At 55.3% G+C, this 16,980-nt stretch carries 13 protein-coding genes and 1 pseudogene; 11 read left to right on the top strand and 3 right to left on the bottom strand.

All coding sequences use genetic code 11. From position 1 onward, the window contains the following. Window positions 1-333: 333 nt before the first annotated feature. The gene (locus ACQUQO_RS16480; protein ID WP_435079490.1) at window positions 334-738 is read left to right on the top strand and encodes a DUF7541 family protein; all 405 of its coding nucleotides are present in this window, start codon (window positions 334-336) and stop codon (window positions 736-738) included. Between the two features lie 309 nt (window positions 739-1,047). Here the strand turns inward: ACQUQO_RS16480 and ACQUQO_RS16475 are convergent, their stop codons facing one another. Next, complete coding sequence (locus tag ACQUQO_RS16475; protein WP_435079488.1) at window positions 1,048-1,803, bottom strand: hypothetical protein; 756 nt, start codon at window positions 1,801-1,803, stop codon at window positions 1,048-1,050. 654 nt (window positions 1,804-2,457) lie between these two features. Between ACQUQO_RS16475 and ACQUQO_RS16470 the strand changes: the two are divergent. After that, window positions 2,458-2,937 (top strand): annotated as a pseudogene (locus ACQUQO_RS16470) (heavy metal translocating P-type ATPase); the annotation flags it as partial. Window positions 2,938-3,872: 935 nt separating this feature from the next. Here ACQUQO_RS16470 and ACQUQO_RS16465 read toward each other — a convergent pair. Together ACQUQO_RS16465 and ACQUQO_RS16460 are read right to left on the bottom strand one after the other, a co-directional pair. Further along, window positions 3,873-4,403, bottom strand: a complete 531-nt coding sequence (locus ACQUQO_RS16465; protein WP_435079492.1) for a plastocyanin/azurin family copper-binding protein — start codon at window positions 4,401-4,403, stop codon at window positions 3,873-3,875. Window positions 4,404-4,772: 369 nt separating this feature from the next. Beyond that, window positions 4,773-5,447, bottom strand: a complete 675-nt coding sequence (locus tag ACQUQO_RS16460; protein ID WP_435079486.1) for an IS6 family transposase — start codon at window positions 5,445-5,447, stop codon at window positions 4,773-4,775. A 105-nt stretch (window positions 5,448-5,552) separates the two neighbouring features. Between ACQUQO_RS16460 and ACQUQO_RS16455 the strand changes: the two genes are divergently transcribed. The 9 genes from ACQUQO_RS16455 to ACQUQO_RS16415 all read left to right on the top strand — a co-directional run bounded on the left by ACQUQO_RS16455 (window position 5,553) and on the right by ACQUQO_RS16415 (window position 16,501). Further along, a complete protein-coding gene (locus ACQUQO_RS16455) occupies window positions 5,553-6,287 on the top strand; it encodes a DsbA family protein (protein ID WP_435079484.1) in 735 nt (244 codons plus the stop codon). Between the two features lie 81 nt (window positions 6,288-6,368). Next, window positions 6,369-7,246, top strand: a protein-coding gene (locus ACQUQO_RS16450) for an IS1595 family transposase (protein WP_435079482.1) whose coding sequence is annotated in 2 segments (ribosomal slippage) — window positions 6,369-6,825 and window positions 6,825-7,246 — 879 coding nt in all. Because the reading frame shifts where the segments join, the coding sequence is not laid out codon by codon here. Window positions 7,247-7,592: 346 nt separating this feature from the next. Next, window positions 7,593-10,190, top strand: a complete 2,598-nt coding sequence (locus ACQUQO_RS16445) for a heavy metal translocating P-type ATPase (protein ID WP_435079480.1) — start codon at window positions 7,593-7,595, stop codon at window positions 10,188-10,190. A gap of 380 nt (window positions 10,191-10,570) precedes the next feature. Beyond that, window positions 10,571-11,488, top strand: a complete 918-nt coding sequence (locus ACQUQO_RS16440; RefSeq protein ID WP_435079478.1) for a cation diffusion facilitator family transporter — start codon at window positions 10,571-10,573, stop codon at window positions 11,486-11,488. A 6-nt stretch (window positions 11,489-11,494) separates the two neighbouring features. Then, on the top strand, window positions 11,495-11,794 hold the full coding sequence (locus ACQUQO_RS16435) for a DUF7520 family protein (protein ID WP_435079476.1): 300 nt from the start codon (window positions 11,495-11,497) through the stop codon (window positions 11,792-11,794). Window positions 11,795-11,877: 83 nt separating this feature from the next. Further along, on the top strand, window positions 11,878-12,339 hold the full coding sequence (locus ACQUQO_RS16430) for a hypothetical protein (protein WP_435079474.1): 462 nt from the start codon (window positions 11,878-11,880) through the stop codon (window positions 12,337-12,339). Then, window positions 12,340-13,983 (top strand): complex I subunit 5 family protein, encoded by a 1,644-nt coding sequence (locus ACQUQO_RS16425; protein WP_435079472.1) that lies wholly within the window; start codon window positions 12,340-12,342, stop codon window positions 13,981-13,983. 97 nt (window positions 13,984-14,080) lie between these two features. Beyond that, entirely contained in the window at window positions 14,081-14,896 is an 816-nt protein-coding gene (locus ACQUQO_RS16420; protein ID WP_435079470.1) for a CPBP family intramembrane glutamic endopeptidase, read from the top strand. Window positions 14,897-15,097: 201 nt separating this feature from the next. Continuing rightward, a complete protein-coding gene (locus ACQUQO_RS16415; protein WP_435079468.1) occupies window positions 15,098-16,501 on the top strand; it encodes an aryl-sulfate sulfotransferase in 1,404 nt (467 codons plus the stop codon). The last annotated feature ends 479 nt before the right edge of the window (window positions 16,502-16,980 follow it).

The raw sequence follows: 16,980 nt of genomic DNA, 5'->3' as shown, positions 1-16,980 counted from the left end.
GTGAAGCTACTTGCTTCACGAAGCGGAAGAGTGTCTTCTCCACAACAGCACTCTCCCGCTTCAGTACACTGATTCTGACGACCTATCCCGCCGCCATCTGCGGATTCAACTGAGCCGTTTGAACCGTATCTGAACAAGCCAAGTCCTGAGACTATTGTCGAAGAATTCGGGAGCCGAAAGATTCGCGTGAGACCCCGCTATCGAAGTGTATGCTTCCAACCAGACTACCACCCAGTACGTCGCCACCAGCCACGAGCAGTATATCGGCGAGCCGACGGCATGGCGCGGTCTGGCTTTCGATGGGTTTGTTACGCTCGCGGCCCATACTCGTGTATGGATGACCAGTCAGGGTTGAGCGACCAGTACCGGATGTCGAGTCCGTGGCCGCTCATCGTCGTGCTCGGACTGGTGTTTTCGGAACTCGGCTTGCTGTTCAACGTGTTCGCGGTCGCCGTTGTCGGGCTTCTCCTGTTCGTGGGTGCCATCGCCGGCATCGTCCTCGAATCGGGTTACGCCGAGCGTCCGTGGACCCTGCTTGCAAGTCTCGGGGTCGTGCTCTGTGTGCTCGGTGTGCTCGTTACCGTGACCCAACTCGACAGCGTTACGCTCGATGCGCTCGCGGGCGTCATCGGCCGGCCCAACGGCATCGTCGCCCGCGGCGTCGAGTTGCTCATCGCCGGCATCGTCGCGGTCGTCATTGGAGCCGGCGGGCGCTTCGCCGAGAGTAAATCCATCTAGTCCATCCGGGGAGCGGCCACGAGTAGTCCAAGATGGCAGTCTCAATACGTGGACTTTGACCGGAGTCATGCTGATCGCTGGTGTTGAATGCCAGTCTCTATGCACCGGTCTGAGTGGATCGCTCTGGTGTAGACTGGCGGAATAGCGCACTAGCAATGAACGATCGGTAGTGAGAAACAGCTACTACACCGAGAATACAGACTGTTCAGGCGATGAACTGATCATCGTCTCGCAGTTCCGCTACGCTACAGAAAGAGCGAGCCATTCAGGAAGCTTGTCAGAATCGTAGAATATCTTTCACCTATTTCCTCAGTCCGCTCGCACTCCAGAGGCGGAGAGACGCTCGTCAATCGTACAGATTGGTGAATCGGCGATGGTTCCAACAGTATGCAACAAGCTCGCGGTGAGGAGTGCAATGCTCGTAACGAGAAACAGCGTTCCAGCGGGCGAAGCGAGGTCAACGAACAGCCAGTACACCGGGGCGGCTGCCGACGAACCCGCAATCAAGATGATGAATTGCCCAACGATCGGCCCACAGCAGCTACACGCGTTCGCGCCGACGAACGCTGCGGTCCCTGCCGTACTCTCGGTCAGTTCCGTTTGTTCCCCCGAGATCCAGAGGCGAGCGACCATCGCGGCATTGAGGCCGATCAGCCCGCCAAGCATACCGATGACGATGAGAACACCAATCGAGAGCATTCCCACGAAGGGAATCGTCGGGAAGAACCACTCAACCGTTGGCCACGTCACTAGTGGAAACAGCGTCGGTAGTACGGCCACAGTAGCCGTTTCGGGTGCGTTGACACCTTCCTCTGGGACAAAAGAGAGAAAGCCAGCCGCGAACATGAAAAAGATCGCAACCGTGAGCGCTACACCACCACCGAACCGGCGCGCTGTCCGGTCCCGAAGCACTGTGCTGAGTGCTCCAAGGCAATCACGCCAGAGGATGTAACCGATGGTGAGCGGGACGCTGAGAACGAGCGCGTAGCCGAACAGACTCGTATACTCACCGTTAGTGAGAAGTACTGGGTAGACGATCCACAGTCCGAGTTCGATACCAAGCACAGAATACCGGGGCCGCGTCGGCCACCGAAGACGTCCGAAAACAAGACTTCCGACCATGACCAAGGAGCCGAGCACCAGTGCGATCGGCTGGTACCACGTCCGTGGAAACGGTATCGAGCGCGCCGTGTATTCCGCTTCTGAGGCCAATTGGGAAAACCAGATCCCGCCGATAGCTGTTATCACTAGCCCGAAGAACACCCCCATGAGAACACGACGGGGTCTGAGATAATCGTTTCGTTGGAGCATAACGCTCGCTATGATTGTAAGGAGTCCGCCACCGGCAATGAGGAGTCCGTACCACTGGGGAACGGATGGAGTCGCTCCGGCACCGTGTGCCGATGCGGTCGGAACGACGATCACCGAGAGCAACACGAGGAGACAAACGATTCGGAGACGCCGGCCGATTGATCCACGGCTCCCGATCATGTTATATCTGTTTCTTCTGCTCGGCTACCATTGCTGCCATACAGACACTTCGTTGGCGAGTCACATGAACGTCTCGGGATCGAGCGAGGGAAGTCATACGAAACGGTCGATACGACACGTTAACCAGATCGTGAGCGTCCACTGGTTTTCACTTTACCTCAGAACGAGCGTTCAGTATGGAATTTGGTCTGCTGACTTCTGTAGAACGTCGCATAGATGGACAGGCACGACCCGTACTTCGATGTCGCGGAGATGGTGCTCGTCATTGTCACTATCGGCAACCACCTCGAATTCCGGGTCAAACGCGCCGCGCTCGGCAGCCGAGCCGACCTCACCGATCAGCGCGTTGACGAAGCCCGTCGGCTCAATGACGAGAGCGACGCCACCGAATCCATCGAGATCGACGAGTGTGAACCCAGCGATCGCCTGCTGGTCAAGCCCGGCGAGCGGATTCCGATTGACGGACAGATCGTCGACGGAACCGCCGCGATCGACGAAGCGCTCGTTGCGGGCGAATCTGCTCCACAACGCAAGTCCGTCAGAGACGACGTGCTCGGCGGATCGATCCTTACTGACAATGCGATCGTCGTCGAGGTCAGCCCGGACGCCACCAGCACGATGGGTCGCCTTGTCGAACTCCTCTGGAATGCCAAGAGCTCCGCGACGGGCGTCCAGCGCATCGTTAACCGGTTCGCGGTGCTGTTCGTCCTCCCCTCCCCCTTCCCCTCGTGTTCGGGCTCGCCGCCCGGCTACAATGTGATCGCGCTTCCGCTAGCGATGACTAGCGTCATCACGCCGCTGATCGCCGCTGTCATGATGGCGATTAGCAGTCTCATTGTCGTGTTTAACTCGAAGCGCCGGTTTCTTCCGTCGAACGGGGAGCACTCGGGTGAGACTGACCGCGACGATCACGCCGACCGGCTCGGGACGCCAGCACACTCGGACTAATCGCCTGATACTGCTTCCTCTGGTTCAGTGAGTGCGAGGACAACTCGAATGTGTTTCAGCAACCATATCGGCATGACGACTGCAACAATCACCCCAACAATGAACCAGTGTGTCACTAGCCAGGCGATAGTGCTAACGAGAATTCCGAGGCCTAGAACGCCATTATAAGCGATTGCTGTGGTTACTTTGTCGACCGTCGATGATGGGTGTGACCACCTGACCACGGTGATTCTTTCCGTCGCTCGACTCCCGCCGAGGCTGAGCGACAATCCTACCCATCCACATACTGCTAGCCAGAGTACGGTCGGCCGCCACGTGAATGCACCTACTAATGCGACGACCACGACTGGTACAGCAAACAGACCTACCTCAATACTCGCTCGTCCGAGTGCCTGACCGATACTGACCTCATCTGCTGTCGCATTCGAGTTGTCTGTCAGTGGGTCAGTCATAATAATCTGTACGTGATCGAGTAATGGGAATCAGTACAGGTCTCGCAAAGTGTTGCGTGAATATACTGCCTTCGCTATTTTTCGTCTATTCCAACGTTGCTTTGACATCTTCCCGTCCTGCTCGCGCCCTAAGTGATCGGCGCTGCTCTATTGAGAATGACACACGGCGAATGAATTGAGGAGTACGACGCGCTACTCGCCTGCAAACTTGTTTCCCCGGCTAGTTGTTTGTTGATCGCCTTCCTATGTGACTGTGACTGTACCAATCATGCCTGACGCCGCATGTGGAATACAGACATATGTGTATTTACCGGACGTCTCGAAAGTATGTTCGTAGGTTTTTCCTTCCGGTACCACAGCGTAGAGATCGCCGCTCTCATAGGAAGCAAATGGTTTTGCTCTACCGGGAACACTTACTTTCTCATTGTCCTCGGGGATCGCACTCACGTTGTGACCGGCACTTTTGAACTCCCAGACGACCGTATCGCCAATCGAAACATCAATCTGCTCAGGTTCGAAAACGAGCCTGCCGTCCGGGCCGGCCGCTACCGTCGCTGTCTCGCTGCTGCTCCCACTGGTCGTCTCGTTGCCACCGCGGATTGTCTCACTGCTCTCGTGAGAACCGATTGTGGTGGCTCCCTCGTTACTCGTTGTTTCGTCAGCACTACTATCGGTTGTCGCTTCGCCACCGCCGGTGCTACCGTTGGTGCTGTCGCCGCTCCCGCTGGAGGAGCCGCCGGTGCTACAGCCCGCCGTGAGTGTGGCGCTAGCCATGCTGATGGCAGCGAGAAACTGCCGTCGACTCGTTTGTTGCATCCGCGCGGCGCTACTAGCAGGATGCGAAAAAGTGTTGGTATCGTTCGTCCACCCTATCGATTTCCGCTGCCTGTTCACACGATATTGAACTACGTGTACAAAGCGGGTCAGGACGAACTCTCATCCGTTGTCACTGTGTCGTTCGGTAGCAACTACTTGTCGCATACATACCCGCAGAGAGTCGTAATTGACGAGGCTGTGACTTAAATCGGCACGTAGTGTGATGTGTTGTTACATTATCGTCGGTTCTGATTCAATAGTGGCTAGGGATGTCAAGGTGCTAAGTTGCCGTAGGACAAACAAGATTTCTGAATCGGCGCTGTCTAGTTAAGCCTCCTCTGCCGGTGTACGGCCATTGAGTGCTTGATGCGGCCGTTGCGTGTTGTAGTAGTGGACGAACCGCTGCAGCCAGCGGCGAATGCTGGCCGGACCGCCGTTCCAGGTCGTATAGAAGCGGTCCGTCCGCTGTTTGAGCGTCTGGAACCACCGCTCGATGTGGTTCCGACCGCTGTACTCCACGTGACCGCTCAGTCCCAGTCGGGACAGAGCGGTCCGATAACCGAAGCTGTCGACCAGCAGTTCCGCCTCCGAAAGGTCGTGATGCTTGTCGAGGCGTGAGAGGAACGCCGCCGCGGGATCGGTCCCGCGGCGGCTGAACACCTCAATATCGAGCACCATCATCGAATCTAGGTCGATTGCAGCGTAACACCACCGCCACTCCGTACCGATCTGGATCGCCGTCTCATCGACCGCGACCCGCCGCGGAGCGCTCCGCGGCGGGTTATCCTGATTGTCTGCGAGACGATGCGTCCAGTCCCAGACCGCTCCATGCGAGCGGTCAACGTCGAGGAGGTCGAGAATCGCCACGGTCTCCCGGAGCGAGAGGCCCGCAGAATGAAGTCGGACGGCGAACGCCCTCACGGGCGTCGCCGTCCTCTCGCGGTCCCAACAGTCACTATCTGCCGTCTCTAATGTCTCATCGAGTAGGTCGCTGAGTGGCATAGACAACCAGCTCTTCGACCTGCTCACTCTTAACTAGACAGCGCCTCTGAATCTGGCCTCGTTCTAAACCGACACAATCTACTGGTTTCGGTGAAATGATGGAATATGTCGATCGATAGACGTGGATTCATCGCTCTTTCTGGGTCGTCTGTGCTTGGGGGATGTCTCGGGTCCGCCGGCTCCGAGAATGGAGGGGCAACCAACAGTGAAGCAAGTACTAATAGTGCGAAAGGGACCACTACTAAGCCGCTCGAAAGCGCGGTGGCGAACGTTTCCGTTCCAAAGAACCCTTCCGAATACCGCTATGCGACGATGGGAAATGGAAAGGGTTCAACCGTAACCTACTACGGAAGCTGGAAATGTCCGTACTGCGCAGAATTCAGCTTGGGATTCCTTAACGAGATCGTTACCAACTATATCAAGCCCTCTGGACTGTCACTCGAATTTCGCGGCTTAGCATATACAGGTGGGGAGCCCTTTCTTGGACCAGACGCACCACGCGCCACCAGAACTGGTCTCGCTGTCTGGAATCTTGCCCCGAAATCATACTGGAAATATCATGAATACATCTTCGCTAATCAGCCGCCAGAGAGTGAACAATGGGCCACTACTGATCAGTTGGTCGCCTTCGCTAAGCAAGCGGGCATCAAACGTACGGGCGAATTACAATCGCGCATTGAAAGCGGACGCTACGAAAAAGCAGTACGCGATACAGCTGCCGCTGCACAACAGGCTGGCGTTGACTCAACGCCCACGCTGGTGATTAACGGGAAGACAGTTTCACCATTGAACGCGCCAGAACAAACACGACGGCTACTCAAACAGATAACAAAGGGCTAAGCATCACTATGACGGTTTCACTGAACGCTTATCCCGACGAGTCGTAACTTCTACTGAGACGGAGAACAAACGCTGCTGGTAATGGACAACGAGTCGGTTTCGGTATTCTTACCGAATCCCGAGGATTGCTACGAGCGGCTCCGTCGCGCCCGATTTGGCGCGACGGTAGCCTGCGTCCACTGCGAAAGCGACGAGGTCATCAAGAAAGGAACCACTGGGAAGGACGCCCAGCAGTACTACTGCAACAACTGCGAGACGTATTTCAACGACCTCACCAAGACGCTGTTCGAGCATCACAAGTTCCCTATCGAAGAGTTGTTCTATATACTGAAGGAGACGCGATCTGTGCCGACCGCACAGATCGCTCAGGACCTCGACCGTGACTACGAAGCCGTCCTCAACTTCGTCCACGAGATCCAAGACCGATGCAACGACGTCGCTGACCTCACGCTCAGCGACGTCTGTGAAGCCGACGAGATCTACGTTACAGCGGGTGAGAAGGGAATAGAGCAAGAAAGCCCGCGCTCGCGCGGGCTGTCAAAAAGGGACGTGGAACCTTTCAACGAGACAAACCGCCGGTCGTGACACTCGTCCGTCGCTCCGACGGACGAGTTCGATTTCTAGTACGGAAGAATCTCCAGAGCGTCGACGAAGACATCGCCGAATGCGGGGACGGGAGCGTGATTCTATGTACCGACGACTACGGAATCTACAACGAAATCGACGATTGCGACGCGATTGACGGCCATTTAGCCGTCAATCACTCCGAGACGTACGCGATCGGCGACGCACACGTGAACACGTGCGAGAACCGCCACGGCTTCGTGCGGCAGTGGCTCGGAAGGTTCCGAGGCGTCTCAAAACACCATCTTCAGGGCTACCTCGACTTTCTCGGTCTTCAGCTGAACGCTGCTGAAGACTGGTTCAGGAAACTGCTGGGTGACGACTCATCGAGATGAGCGTTCACTGAAAAATCGAGCGACCACTATCCAGAATTTCAATGTCTATTGGGTTAATGTGCGAAATATATCGGTAGAATTTATGATTACGGTGCGGACGCACTGGCGACCGATGGCGGTCTCGATCCCCTCGACGAACTGTTCACGATCGCCCGCAAAACACGGCGGCGACTCATTGAAAACCTCGTCCTCGCCAACAGTGCTCGTTCGCTCGCTACTTCGGTGAACACGGCATGATTATGGCTCATTATTATTAACTCGAACCGAACAAGATGCTAGTAGTTCGTATTTTCACCGAGTATACTAGCAGTGACATTAATAATGGTCTGGGCCGGAAGGGTGCATAATGAGTGATCCTCAACGAAGCGTCCCTGATGGTGGTCATGACCACGACCACGATCATAGCTATCCGGGAGAATCGGATCATGTCCATGAGGACACGACGCACGTCGAAACCCAGACGGTTCAACTGGATGTCCCGGAGATGGATTGTCCGTCGTGCGCCCAAAAGGTGACCAACAGTGTCGATCGACTTGATGGAATCGACAGTATCGACACCCGGCCGACGTCGGGGGTGCTTACTGTCCACTACGACTCCGAGCACACCACCTCTGATGCGGTCCGGGACCGCGTTGAGGCCGCGGGATATACCGTCAAGATGCCCGATGCTGAGCACTCGGAATCGCTCTCGATCCCCGAGATGGACTGTCCTTCGTGTGCCAACAAGGTCGGCAACGCGCTCGATGACGTGGATGGTCTCGTCGAATACGACCTTCAGCCGACGACCGGAACGGCTGACGTAACCTACGACTCCGAGACGACTGACTCCTCCGCCGTCGTCGGAGCCATCGAGGGAGCCGGCTACGACGTGGCTAATACGGAGGCCGACGGGACCGATGAGGACGCCACCGATGACCGCTCCAGCATCTGGACGAGTACGCGCGGCATCAAGACGTGGATCAGCGGCGCGTTCCTCGGGTTCGGGGTGCTTTTCGAGTACTTCCTCACCGGTCAGAACGTCTCGCTGTTGGGTATCCCTGGCGGGGAACTCGCACTTGCGGACCTATTGTTGCTTGTCGGGATTGCCGTCGGTGGGCAGGTGATCGTTCGTAACGGCTACTACTCCGCGAAGAACCTGAGTCTCGACATCGATTTCCTGATGACAGCCGCGATCCTCGGCGCAACGGGTCTCTCGCTGTTTTTCACCGGCGCGAGTCTCTACATCGAGGCGGCGTCGCTCGCGTTCCTCTTCAATGTCGCCGAGCTCTTAGAGCGCTACTCCGTCAACCGAGCGCGCAACTCGCTCGAAGAGCTGATGGAGCTGTCCCCGGATACCGCTGTCGTCCGCCGTGACGGCGACGAACAGGAGGTCGCCGTCGAGGACATCGACATCGGCGAGGTCGTTCTCGTGGAACCGGGCGAGAAGATACCGATGGACGGCGAGGTTACGGAGGGTGAAAGCGCCGTCAATCAGGCTCCGATCACCGGTGAATCCGTCCCCGTCGACAAGCAGCCGGGTGAGGAGGTATATGCCGGGACGATCAACGAGCAGGGCTACCTCGAAATCGAGGTCACGTCCGATGCGTCGGATAACACGCTCTCGCGGGTCATCGAAATGGTCGAGAACGCCCAGTCAAACAAGACCGACCGCGAGCAGTTCGTCGAGCGGTTCTCGGGATACTATACGCCGACAGTTGTCGGATTCGCAATTCTCACGGCGCTCCTACCGCCGCTGCTGTTGGGCGGGGCATGGGTCACATGGTTTGTCCGAGGAATCACTCTGCTCGTGCTCGCATGTCCCTGTGCGTTCGTGATATCGACGCCAGTGTCGGTCGTTTCAGGGATTACGAGTGCGGCGAAAAACGGCGTGCTCATCAAAGGCGGCAATCACCTCGAAACGATGGGTGAGGTCGACGCTGTCGCCTTCGACAAGACCGGCACACTCACGAAGGGCGAACTCACCGTCACTGATGTTGTCCCGCTCAACGAGAATACCGACGAGGACGTGCTCCGGTGTGCCCGCGGCCTCGAAAAGCGCAGCGAGCATCCCATCGGTGACGCGATCATTGAACGAGCGGACGAGCGCGGCCTCGAAGCGAAGACCATCGACGACTTCGAGAGCATCACCGGCAAGGGGGTGCGTGCGAACCTCAACGGACAGACCCACTACGCCGGCAAGCCGAGCCTGTTCGAGGACCTCGGCTTCGACCTCGACCACGTCCACCTCACGACTGACGGTGGCGTTGCACTCGAAGAGACCAAGAATCGATGTGCAGACCGCGAGGACTGTCTCGACTTGCTGGCTAAGACAATTCCCCGCCTGCAAGGCGAGGGCAAGACGGTCGTGCTCGTAGGAACCGAAGACGAGCTCGAAGGGGTCATCGCCATCGCCGACGAGGTCCGTCCCGACGCGAAACTCGCGGTTGAAGGACTTCACGAGGCCGGCATCGAGAAGCTGGTCATGCTTACCGGAGACAACGAGGGCACCGCGAAGGCGATCGCTGAGGAAGTGGGCGTCGACGAGTTCCGCGCCGAACTCTTACCCGACGAGAAGGTCGAAGCGGTCGATGAGCTACTTGAAGAGCACGAAACAGTGGCAATGGTCGGTGATGGGATCAACGACGCACCGGCGATGGCGACCGCATCGGTTGGGGTAGCAATGGGTGCGGCTGGAACGGATACGGCCCTAGAGACGGCGGACATCGCGTTGATGGCCGATGACCTGTCGAAGCTGCCGTATCTCTACGATCTCTCGAACAGAGCCAACGGCGTCATCCGCCAGAACATCTGGGGGAGCCTCGGCGCGAAGGCACTCCTCGCCATTGGCGTGCCGTTCGGCCTCGTCTCGGTCGTCCTCGCCGTGCTCGTTGGCGACGTCGGGATGACCTTACTCGTCACTGGAAACGCGATGCGACTCTCCCGCGTTACTCCCGAAAACGAATGAACAAGATGTTGCTGTCTGTGAATGAAATCCACCCGGTACCGATACAACGATTGATCAGATAATAAAGAGACAATCCATGGTAAGTATTTCGTCGAAATGGGCGTTTGTCTTCGTATTGCTGATCGGGATCGTCGGGCCCGGTCTCCTCGATTACTTGCTGTCGGCTTCGGGAGCTTCTCAACTCGGCGGGGCTGTTTGGGCACTCGGCTACGGTACGATGGTCCTCGTTATCTGGTATGGCTGGATAAGACCTCTGAATTTGACCGGACCGGAGACCACCAACGAACAAACGGGGGCAGCTGACGGTGATCCGACGTCGAACGAGAATTCCACCCCCGTTGAGGGGGATAGAGGAACGACAACACCGAGATCATCCGACAATGACACGTGATATCACAACCCATGAACACGAATCGACTGATGAGGATGAGAGTGTCGGGACGCGCACGCTGGCGCTCGTTTCAGTAATCAATCTCACCGGGTTTTTCATCGAACTTGCCGGCGGTCTTCTCTTCGGATCTGTCGCGCTGATCAGCGATGCGGTGCATATGCTGTTCGACGCGCTCGCGTATATGATGGCGTTCGGCGCAGTCTACACCGCAGAGCAGTACGAGACATCGGAGGAGTGGTCGTATGGATTGCACCGCTTGGAGCCGAGCGCGGCGTTGCTGAACGGCGTATTGCTCATCCCGATGGCCTTATACATCGCCTACGAAGCATACACACGGTTCACTGACCCAGTTTCGATTGACCCAGTCCTTACAGCAGGTGTCGCAGCTATTGGATTGATCATCAATATCGTCTCCGTATACATCCTTCGCGGTGATGAGATGAGTCTCAACGAGGAGGGAGCGTTCTATCACCTGCTGGGGGATACAGGAGCATCGGTGGCTGTTATCATCACAATGGTTCTCATCACTGTCGCCGACCTACGCATCGCCGATCCGATTACGGCGGTACTCATTGCAGTGTTGGTGATCTGGTCGGCCATCCGCGTATTACGTGATAGCGTGAGTCTCCTACTGGAACGTAGCCCAGTTCCTATCAAAGAAGTGCGATCAGCAATAAGCGAAATAGATAGCATCAAATCAGTTGAAGACATCCACATCTGGCAGATTTGTAGTCAGCTCACTGTGGCCACAGTACGGGTACAGAACCATTCGACCACCCTTGACGAACAGCATGCCATCCGTGAAACCATCCACGACCAACTGGCGGATTTCGGTGTCGACCATGCAACGGTCGAACTGCTCGAAACAGCACAGGAAACAGCCTCACTCAGTTCGCATTCTCATTGAAAACTAATGAACCCACTTACACAACAGCATGATGCAGACACAACCGAATCAGAGCGTTCTGGACGGCTGGTCTTGATAGTCATTTGGTTCGCGGCAGTCACAATTGCAGGCGGATTCGGGTTTGTTATTGGAGTTATTGGGCCGAAACCATTCCGTCATATCCGGATCTTCGGTACGACATTCTTTCATTCAACTCCGTTTAGTTTGGCTCTTTATGGGATGAGTGCCGTCGGGCTTATCCTTACTATACTCTATATCGCAGTCGAGATCGCATCCCGGTTTGATGAACAGGTGCCCGACTCGTGAGTCACGTGATTAGTGGTCAACATCACCACCGAATTCCCAAACACGGAATCTGCGAACTTAGCCAAAATAGTCTTTACAATATAATGAAAAAACGGCAGAGAAGGTCAAAACGACGCTTGTTCGAAGATTTCGCCGGTTCAATCAGCGTTGCGTTGATTGAGATTGAGCTTTTCACTTTACCATTCTGGCTAGGATATGCGATCTTTCTAGATTTGGATTCGCTTTCTAGTTATTTTCCTGCTTGGGTTTTTACTTATTGGATTTCGATTGCAGTATATATTGGTATCGAGCGAATCGTTAGTGCCGCTTGTGGGGATGAAAACTGGCTGACGCCCGATACGTGGACAGATGTTCTGATGTCTATGTTAACATATGGTGGGATAGGAATAATTGTGGTCTTCTTTACCACATTGCTATGGAATATGACCAGTTCGTTCCCGCTTGTGCTTGCTTTTTGCATTTTTTCATCAATGTTTATTTTTAGGTCTTTTAAGCTATCCATTGGTATCTTAAATGAGTTCATTGAGATGAGGAGCGGTGCATAGATGCCCCCTCACCTTGTTGTCGCGCCGCTTTTGATTGCGTTTGTCACGGCTGTACTCACGCTATTTCTTCGACGGGTTCCTCGTGTCCAACGCACGGCGAGTCTTATGGGTGCGCTTGCGTATCTCGGAAGTGTGGCGTTGCTCGCTAAAACTGTCGCAGCTCGGTCAATACTTGTCTATCAGATTTCAGGATGGCCTGCTCCCTTCGGCATCACACTCGTGGCTGACGCGTTGTCGGTGTTCATGCTTGGACTTACTGCCATAGTTTCGCTCGCCGCAGTCGTCTTCTCAATGCGGTTCATGAGCGAATACGCCCAGCGTGTTTCCTATCATTCACTCTATCATCTGATGGTCGTCGGCATTACTGGTTCGTTTTTGACCGGCGATGTGTTCAACCTCTTTGTCTGGTTTGAGGTGATGTTGATATCGAGCTACGTGCTTGTGGCTTTCTACAGCGGGCCCGAACATACACGTGCGGCGCTCCAGTATACTGTACTCAATCTACTAGGGAGTGCCGTCATGCTGCTCGCTATCGGTGGCCTCTATGCCACTACCGGTACGTTGAATATGGCCGATATGGCCCGCCGGCTCGGGAATCCCGAGCGGTTTGGCGTTGATCCTGTTCCCGTGCTTGGTCTCGCCGCTCTTCTTTTCTGCGTGTTCGCACTTAAGGCTGGTATCGTCCCCTTCCAGTTCTGGGTGCCTGCTGCCTACCGCGCTGCTCCCGCGCCCGTTGCGGCGATGCTCGCTGGCATCGTCAAGAAAGTTGGCGTCTACGCGATTATCCGGCTTTACTTCACTGTCTTCGCGGCTGCAACCCTTCCGGAACCTCTCTCACTGCCGGGCCTTACAGGCACGTCGTTTCTTGACTTTTTTGGCCCAGTGATGTTCGTCATGGCGGCGGCAAGCATTCTTCTCGGGGGTATCGGTGCAGTGAGTCGCCCCGATTTGGATGGGTTACTCGCCTATTCGAGTATCAGCCAGATTGGATTTATTGTCCTGCCACTTGCAGTCGCTGCCACGGTGCCGGAGGTGCGCGCACTCGGCATTGCGGCTACACTCATCTACACGCTCAATCATGGTCTCGCCAAGTCGATGCTGTTTCTCGCTAGCGGCACAGTGCAGGACGCGATCGGGTCACTCCGGTTCACCGATCTCGGAGGACTCGCTCAGCGGACGCCTATTCTTTCCGCTAGCGTGTTCATTGGCGTGCTCGCGCTCATTGGTATCCCGCCGTTATCGGGCTTTTTCGCTAAGCTATTTGTTTTTCGGACGACCACGAACGCTAGCGTTCTCGGAGGGTGGGGTGCGGTTCTTGCGCTCCTGGTTGCCCTTGGTGGCTCGATATTCACCATCGCGTACGTCACTCGTGCGTGGAACCGTGGCTTCTGGGGCACACAATCAGAAGCCGTTCGGACAGCGACGTACCCACCTGTCCTCGTGACGGTTGTTACCGGTCTCGCCGCTTTGTTGCTCATCGTTGGGATCGGATTTGAACCTGTACTGAGGGTGGTTGAGGCCGCCGCAGAGGCCGCACTTGCTCGTGAGGAGTACGTCAATACCGTCCTCTCAGGGGTAAGAGGGGCAGATGAAGTGTTGGCCGGTTCTCAAACTACTTTGGAGCCTTCCCAAGGAACGATTTGAAGCCTATATCTTAGCTTAGGATCCGTTGTAGAGTATACAATCTAATTTCTCTTTGAAAAGATGTTTATAATTGGACATAGGAAGGCTTGCTTTCTCGTTGAGCGATCAAGAGATACATACCGGCTGGCGGCAAATAACGGATGACCACCCAATGACTTCAGAGCATGTCGGTAGCGATACTACGGCTAATTATCTACTCGCACTCTCGGTCGCAGTCGGACTTGCCGCCGGTGGTTTTCTTGTCTCGAACTTTCTCTCGCTTCCACTTTTGGCACTGTTCTCATTTTTTGAGATTTCCTTTCAGAGCACCATCGGATACGCCGCTTCAACGCTCCTCCAAGGTATCGCGTTCGTCCTCGTCGTTGTCGTGTATATGCGCTATACCAACCATTCAGATTTGCTCAATATCCGACGTCCCTCTATGTCGAATCCCGAACGAATCCTGCGCGACCTCGGCTGGGTTATCGGCGGCTCTATCCTTCTCCTCGTCGCATCGCAGGCTGTTGGGATGGCTCTTCAGCAGTTTGGTCTCGCACCTGGAACTAATCGAATCGTGAGTGCCGTCAGACAGGACCCAACGCTGGCGCTGTATCTCATTGTGCTTTCGTTCGTTGCGACCGGGCCAGGTGAAGAGACGCTGTTTCGCGGCGGCGTGCAGGGTATCCTTCGAGGTACGTTCTCGCCGGTTTCGGCTGTTGTTCTGTCAAGCGCATTGTTTGGCTTTGCTCACGTCACAGCCGTTGTTACTGGGAGTGGTGCGAGCGGTATTCCAGGATACGTGATTTCAGCATTTGTCCTTGGTCTCGTTCTTGGAGGCCTCTATGAGCATACTAACAATCTCCTCGTCCCGGTGCTGGTCCATGGTGCGTACAACGCAATCCTCTTTATTCAACTCGCAATCGGATTGGTGTGATGCAGCTCCCTCTATCGATTATGTCACAGACTGCAAACAGAAAAAGACTCCACAGGTCGCAGATGAGACTTTATCGAAATTTTATACAATTCAGCTCGTTTGTCGCCAAGATCGGGTGACCTGCGAAAGCAGGACTAACCGGAGAAGTACAGGTAAGAGTCTCTTCGTAATATCTATCATATGTGCCGAATATCATCCTCTATGGCCGACTTACCGCCCCGTCGTTGGCTTATTCGGAGTCTGCTCGGATTGTTCGTGCTGTCGCTGCTCTTGTTCAGCGGAGTGATGACAGTTTCATACGATGAACCAATGCTCGAAGCGAACGCCACCGAGTCCACACCAAAAGGTGACACAATCGTTTCCAGTCAGGGCTGGAATGCCCGCGGCGTGTCGCTCTCAGGCCGCCCTGCACGACTTGTATCCGTCGGCTCACGAGGTGATGTTGAGTGGACCTACAACGGTTCCAACAACCGTCAGAGCTGGTTTTACGATGTCGACCCGCTACCGAACGGCAACCTGCTGGTTGTCAACCCCTATCCGGGGACATCGGTAGTCTATGAGTTTGATCCCGAAACCCAAGAGCGAGTCTGGACTGAGAAGTTTAACCTTTCAGATATTCATGACATCGATCTCATTAACGGCGACGAACTCCTTGTCGCGGGAATCAACTATGATACCGGCTCTACCAGCAACGATAGTGTATTCATTTATAATCGAACTACGGACAAGACCACGTGGGAATGGAAATTCAAGAACTACTATCCAAACGACGCAGACAAGGGTATCAAAACCAAGGATTGGACCCACGTTAACGATATCGATGAGATCCGCGATGGCGAATTTTTGATTTCGGTGCGCAACATGGATCAAGTGATCGTCGTCAACCGCTCGACAAAAATGATTGAGATGCGCCTCGGTGAAGACGACAACTACGGAACATTGTACGAACAACACAACCCGACTTACCTCGAAAGTAAGAACGGCACGCCGACAATTCTCGTCGCTGACTCGGAGAATGATCGAATTGTGGAGTACACACGTATGGGCGGGCCACCGGGTGAGGGCGAGTGGGAGCGAACGTGGACATTAACCGGTGACCTAAACTGGCCGCGTGATGCTGATCGGCTTCCGAACGGAAATACTCTCGTGACGGACACGTTGAACCACCGCGTGATGGAAGTCACACCCGCTGGAAAGGTGGTTTGGGAAATGTACGCTCCGTGGGCTCCCTACGACGCCGAACGAATAGCGTACGGCGACGAGGCCGGCGGCCCCACCATCCGCGATCAGAACGCCTCGGGAACCGCCGAACTCCACGGCGGTAGCGGGATCGGCGTAACCAATCTTCCGACGGTCCCAGATGTCGTGAGTAGTGTGGTCGCGGAAACGCCACTCCCACCTCAAGTGACCAGTCTTGCTGAGCGCTGGAGACGTGTTTCACCGTGGTTCAAGCCGACATGGATGCCAATTTGGGCGTTTTCTTTCCTGACAATTGGGTTTTTCGTGGTTGTTCTCTGGGCCGTCGGTGAGGGGGTATACCAACGCCACCTCGTCCGGCGACAGATCGCTGCTTCTCTTCAAGGTGTACGGAACCGACTATCATAATGTACTCAGCTTTTCACGTTGGACAGGTGATATGAATCACTGTACGGCAGCCAGTTGGAACCGAAATTCGGCGATCGTACGAGCGCAGTACCGGTCACGATTCGGCTGAATCACAGCAAACCTACCCGATCAAACACAACTCGTGACACGGTCGCTCTCGATTGAGACGCCAGTAGAACGCTTCGGACGTCTATTCTCCCCAAGAATATGTCGATTCTCCAACGTGCAAAGCTGAGATAATGTATTAAATCTGCGGCGGTGACGCTCGGGATGACCGTGGGACACACTGCTCGTCGACACCTCAAGCGGGCGGCTGAACGACGCAATTCCACAGCGAGGGAAGCGAGCTACAGTCACTCTATAATTCCTGTTTCGAGAACTTAACTGAAGCCGCGAGTATCTACCCCACTTTCGACACCCAAATGTGTTCTTGTGAGCAAACCCTATGATCAAGATCGAGTTGATGGTAGATTTTGTCA

This window comes from Halococcus sp. AFM35 (assembly GCF_051195015.1).
Lineage (GTDB): Archaea > Halobacteriota > Halobacteria > Halobacteriales > Halococcaceae > Halococcus.
This window is presented reverse-complemented; position numbering and strand designations above follow the sequence as displayed.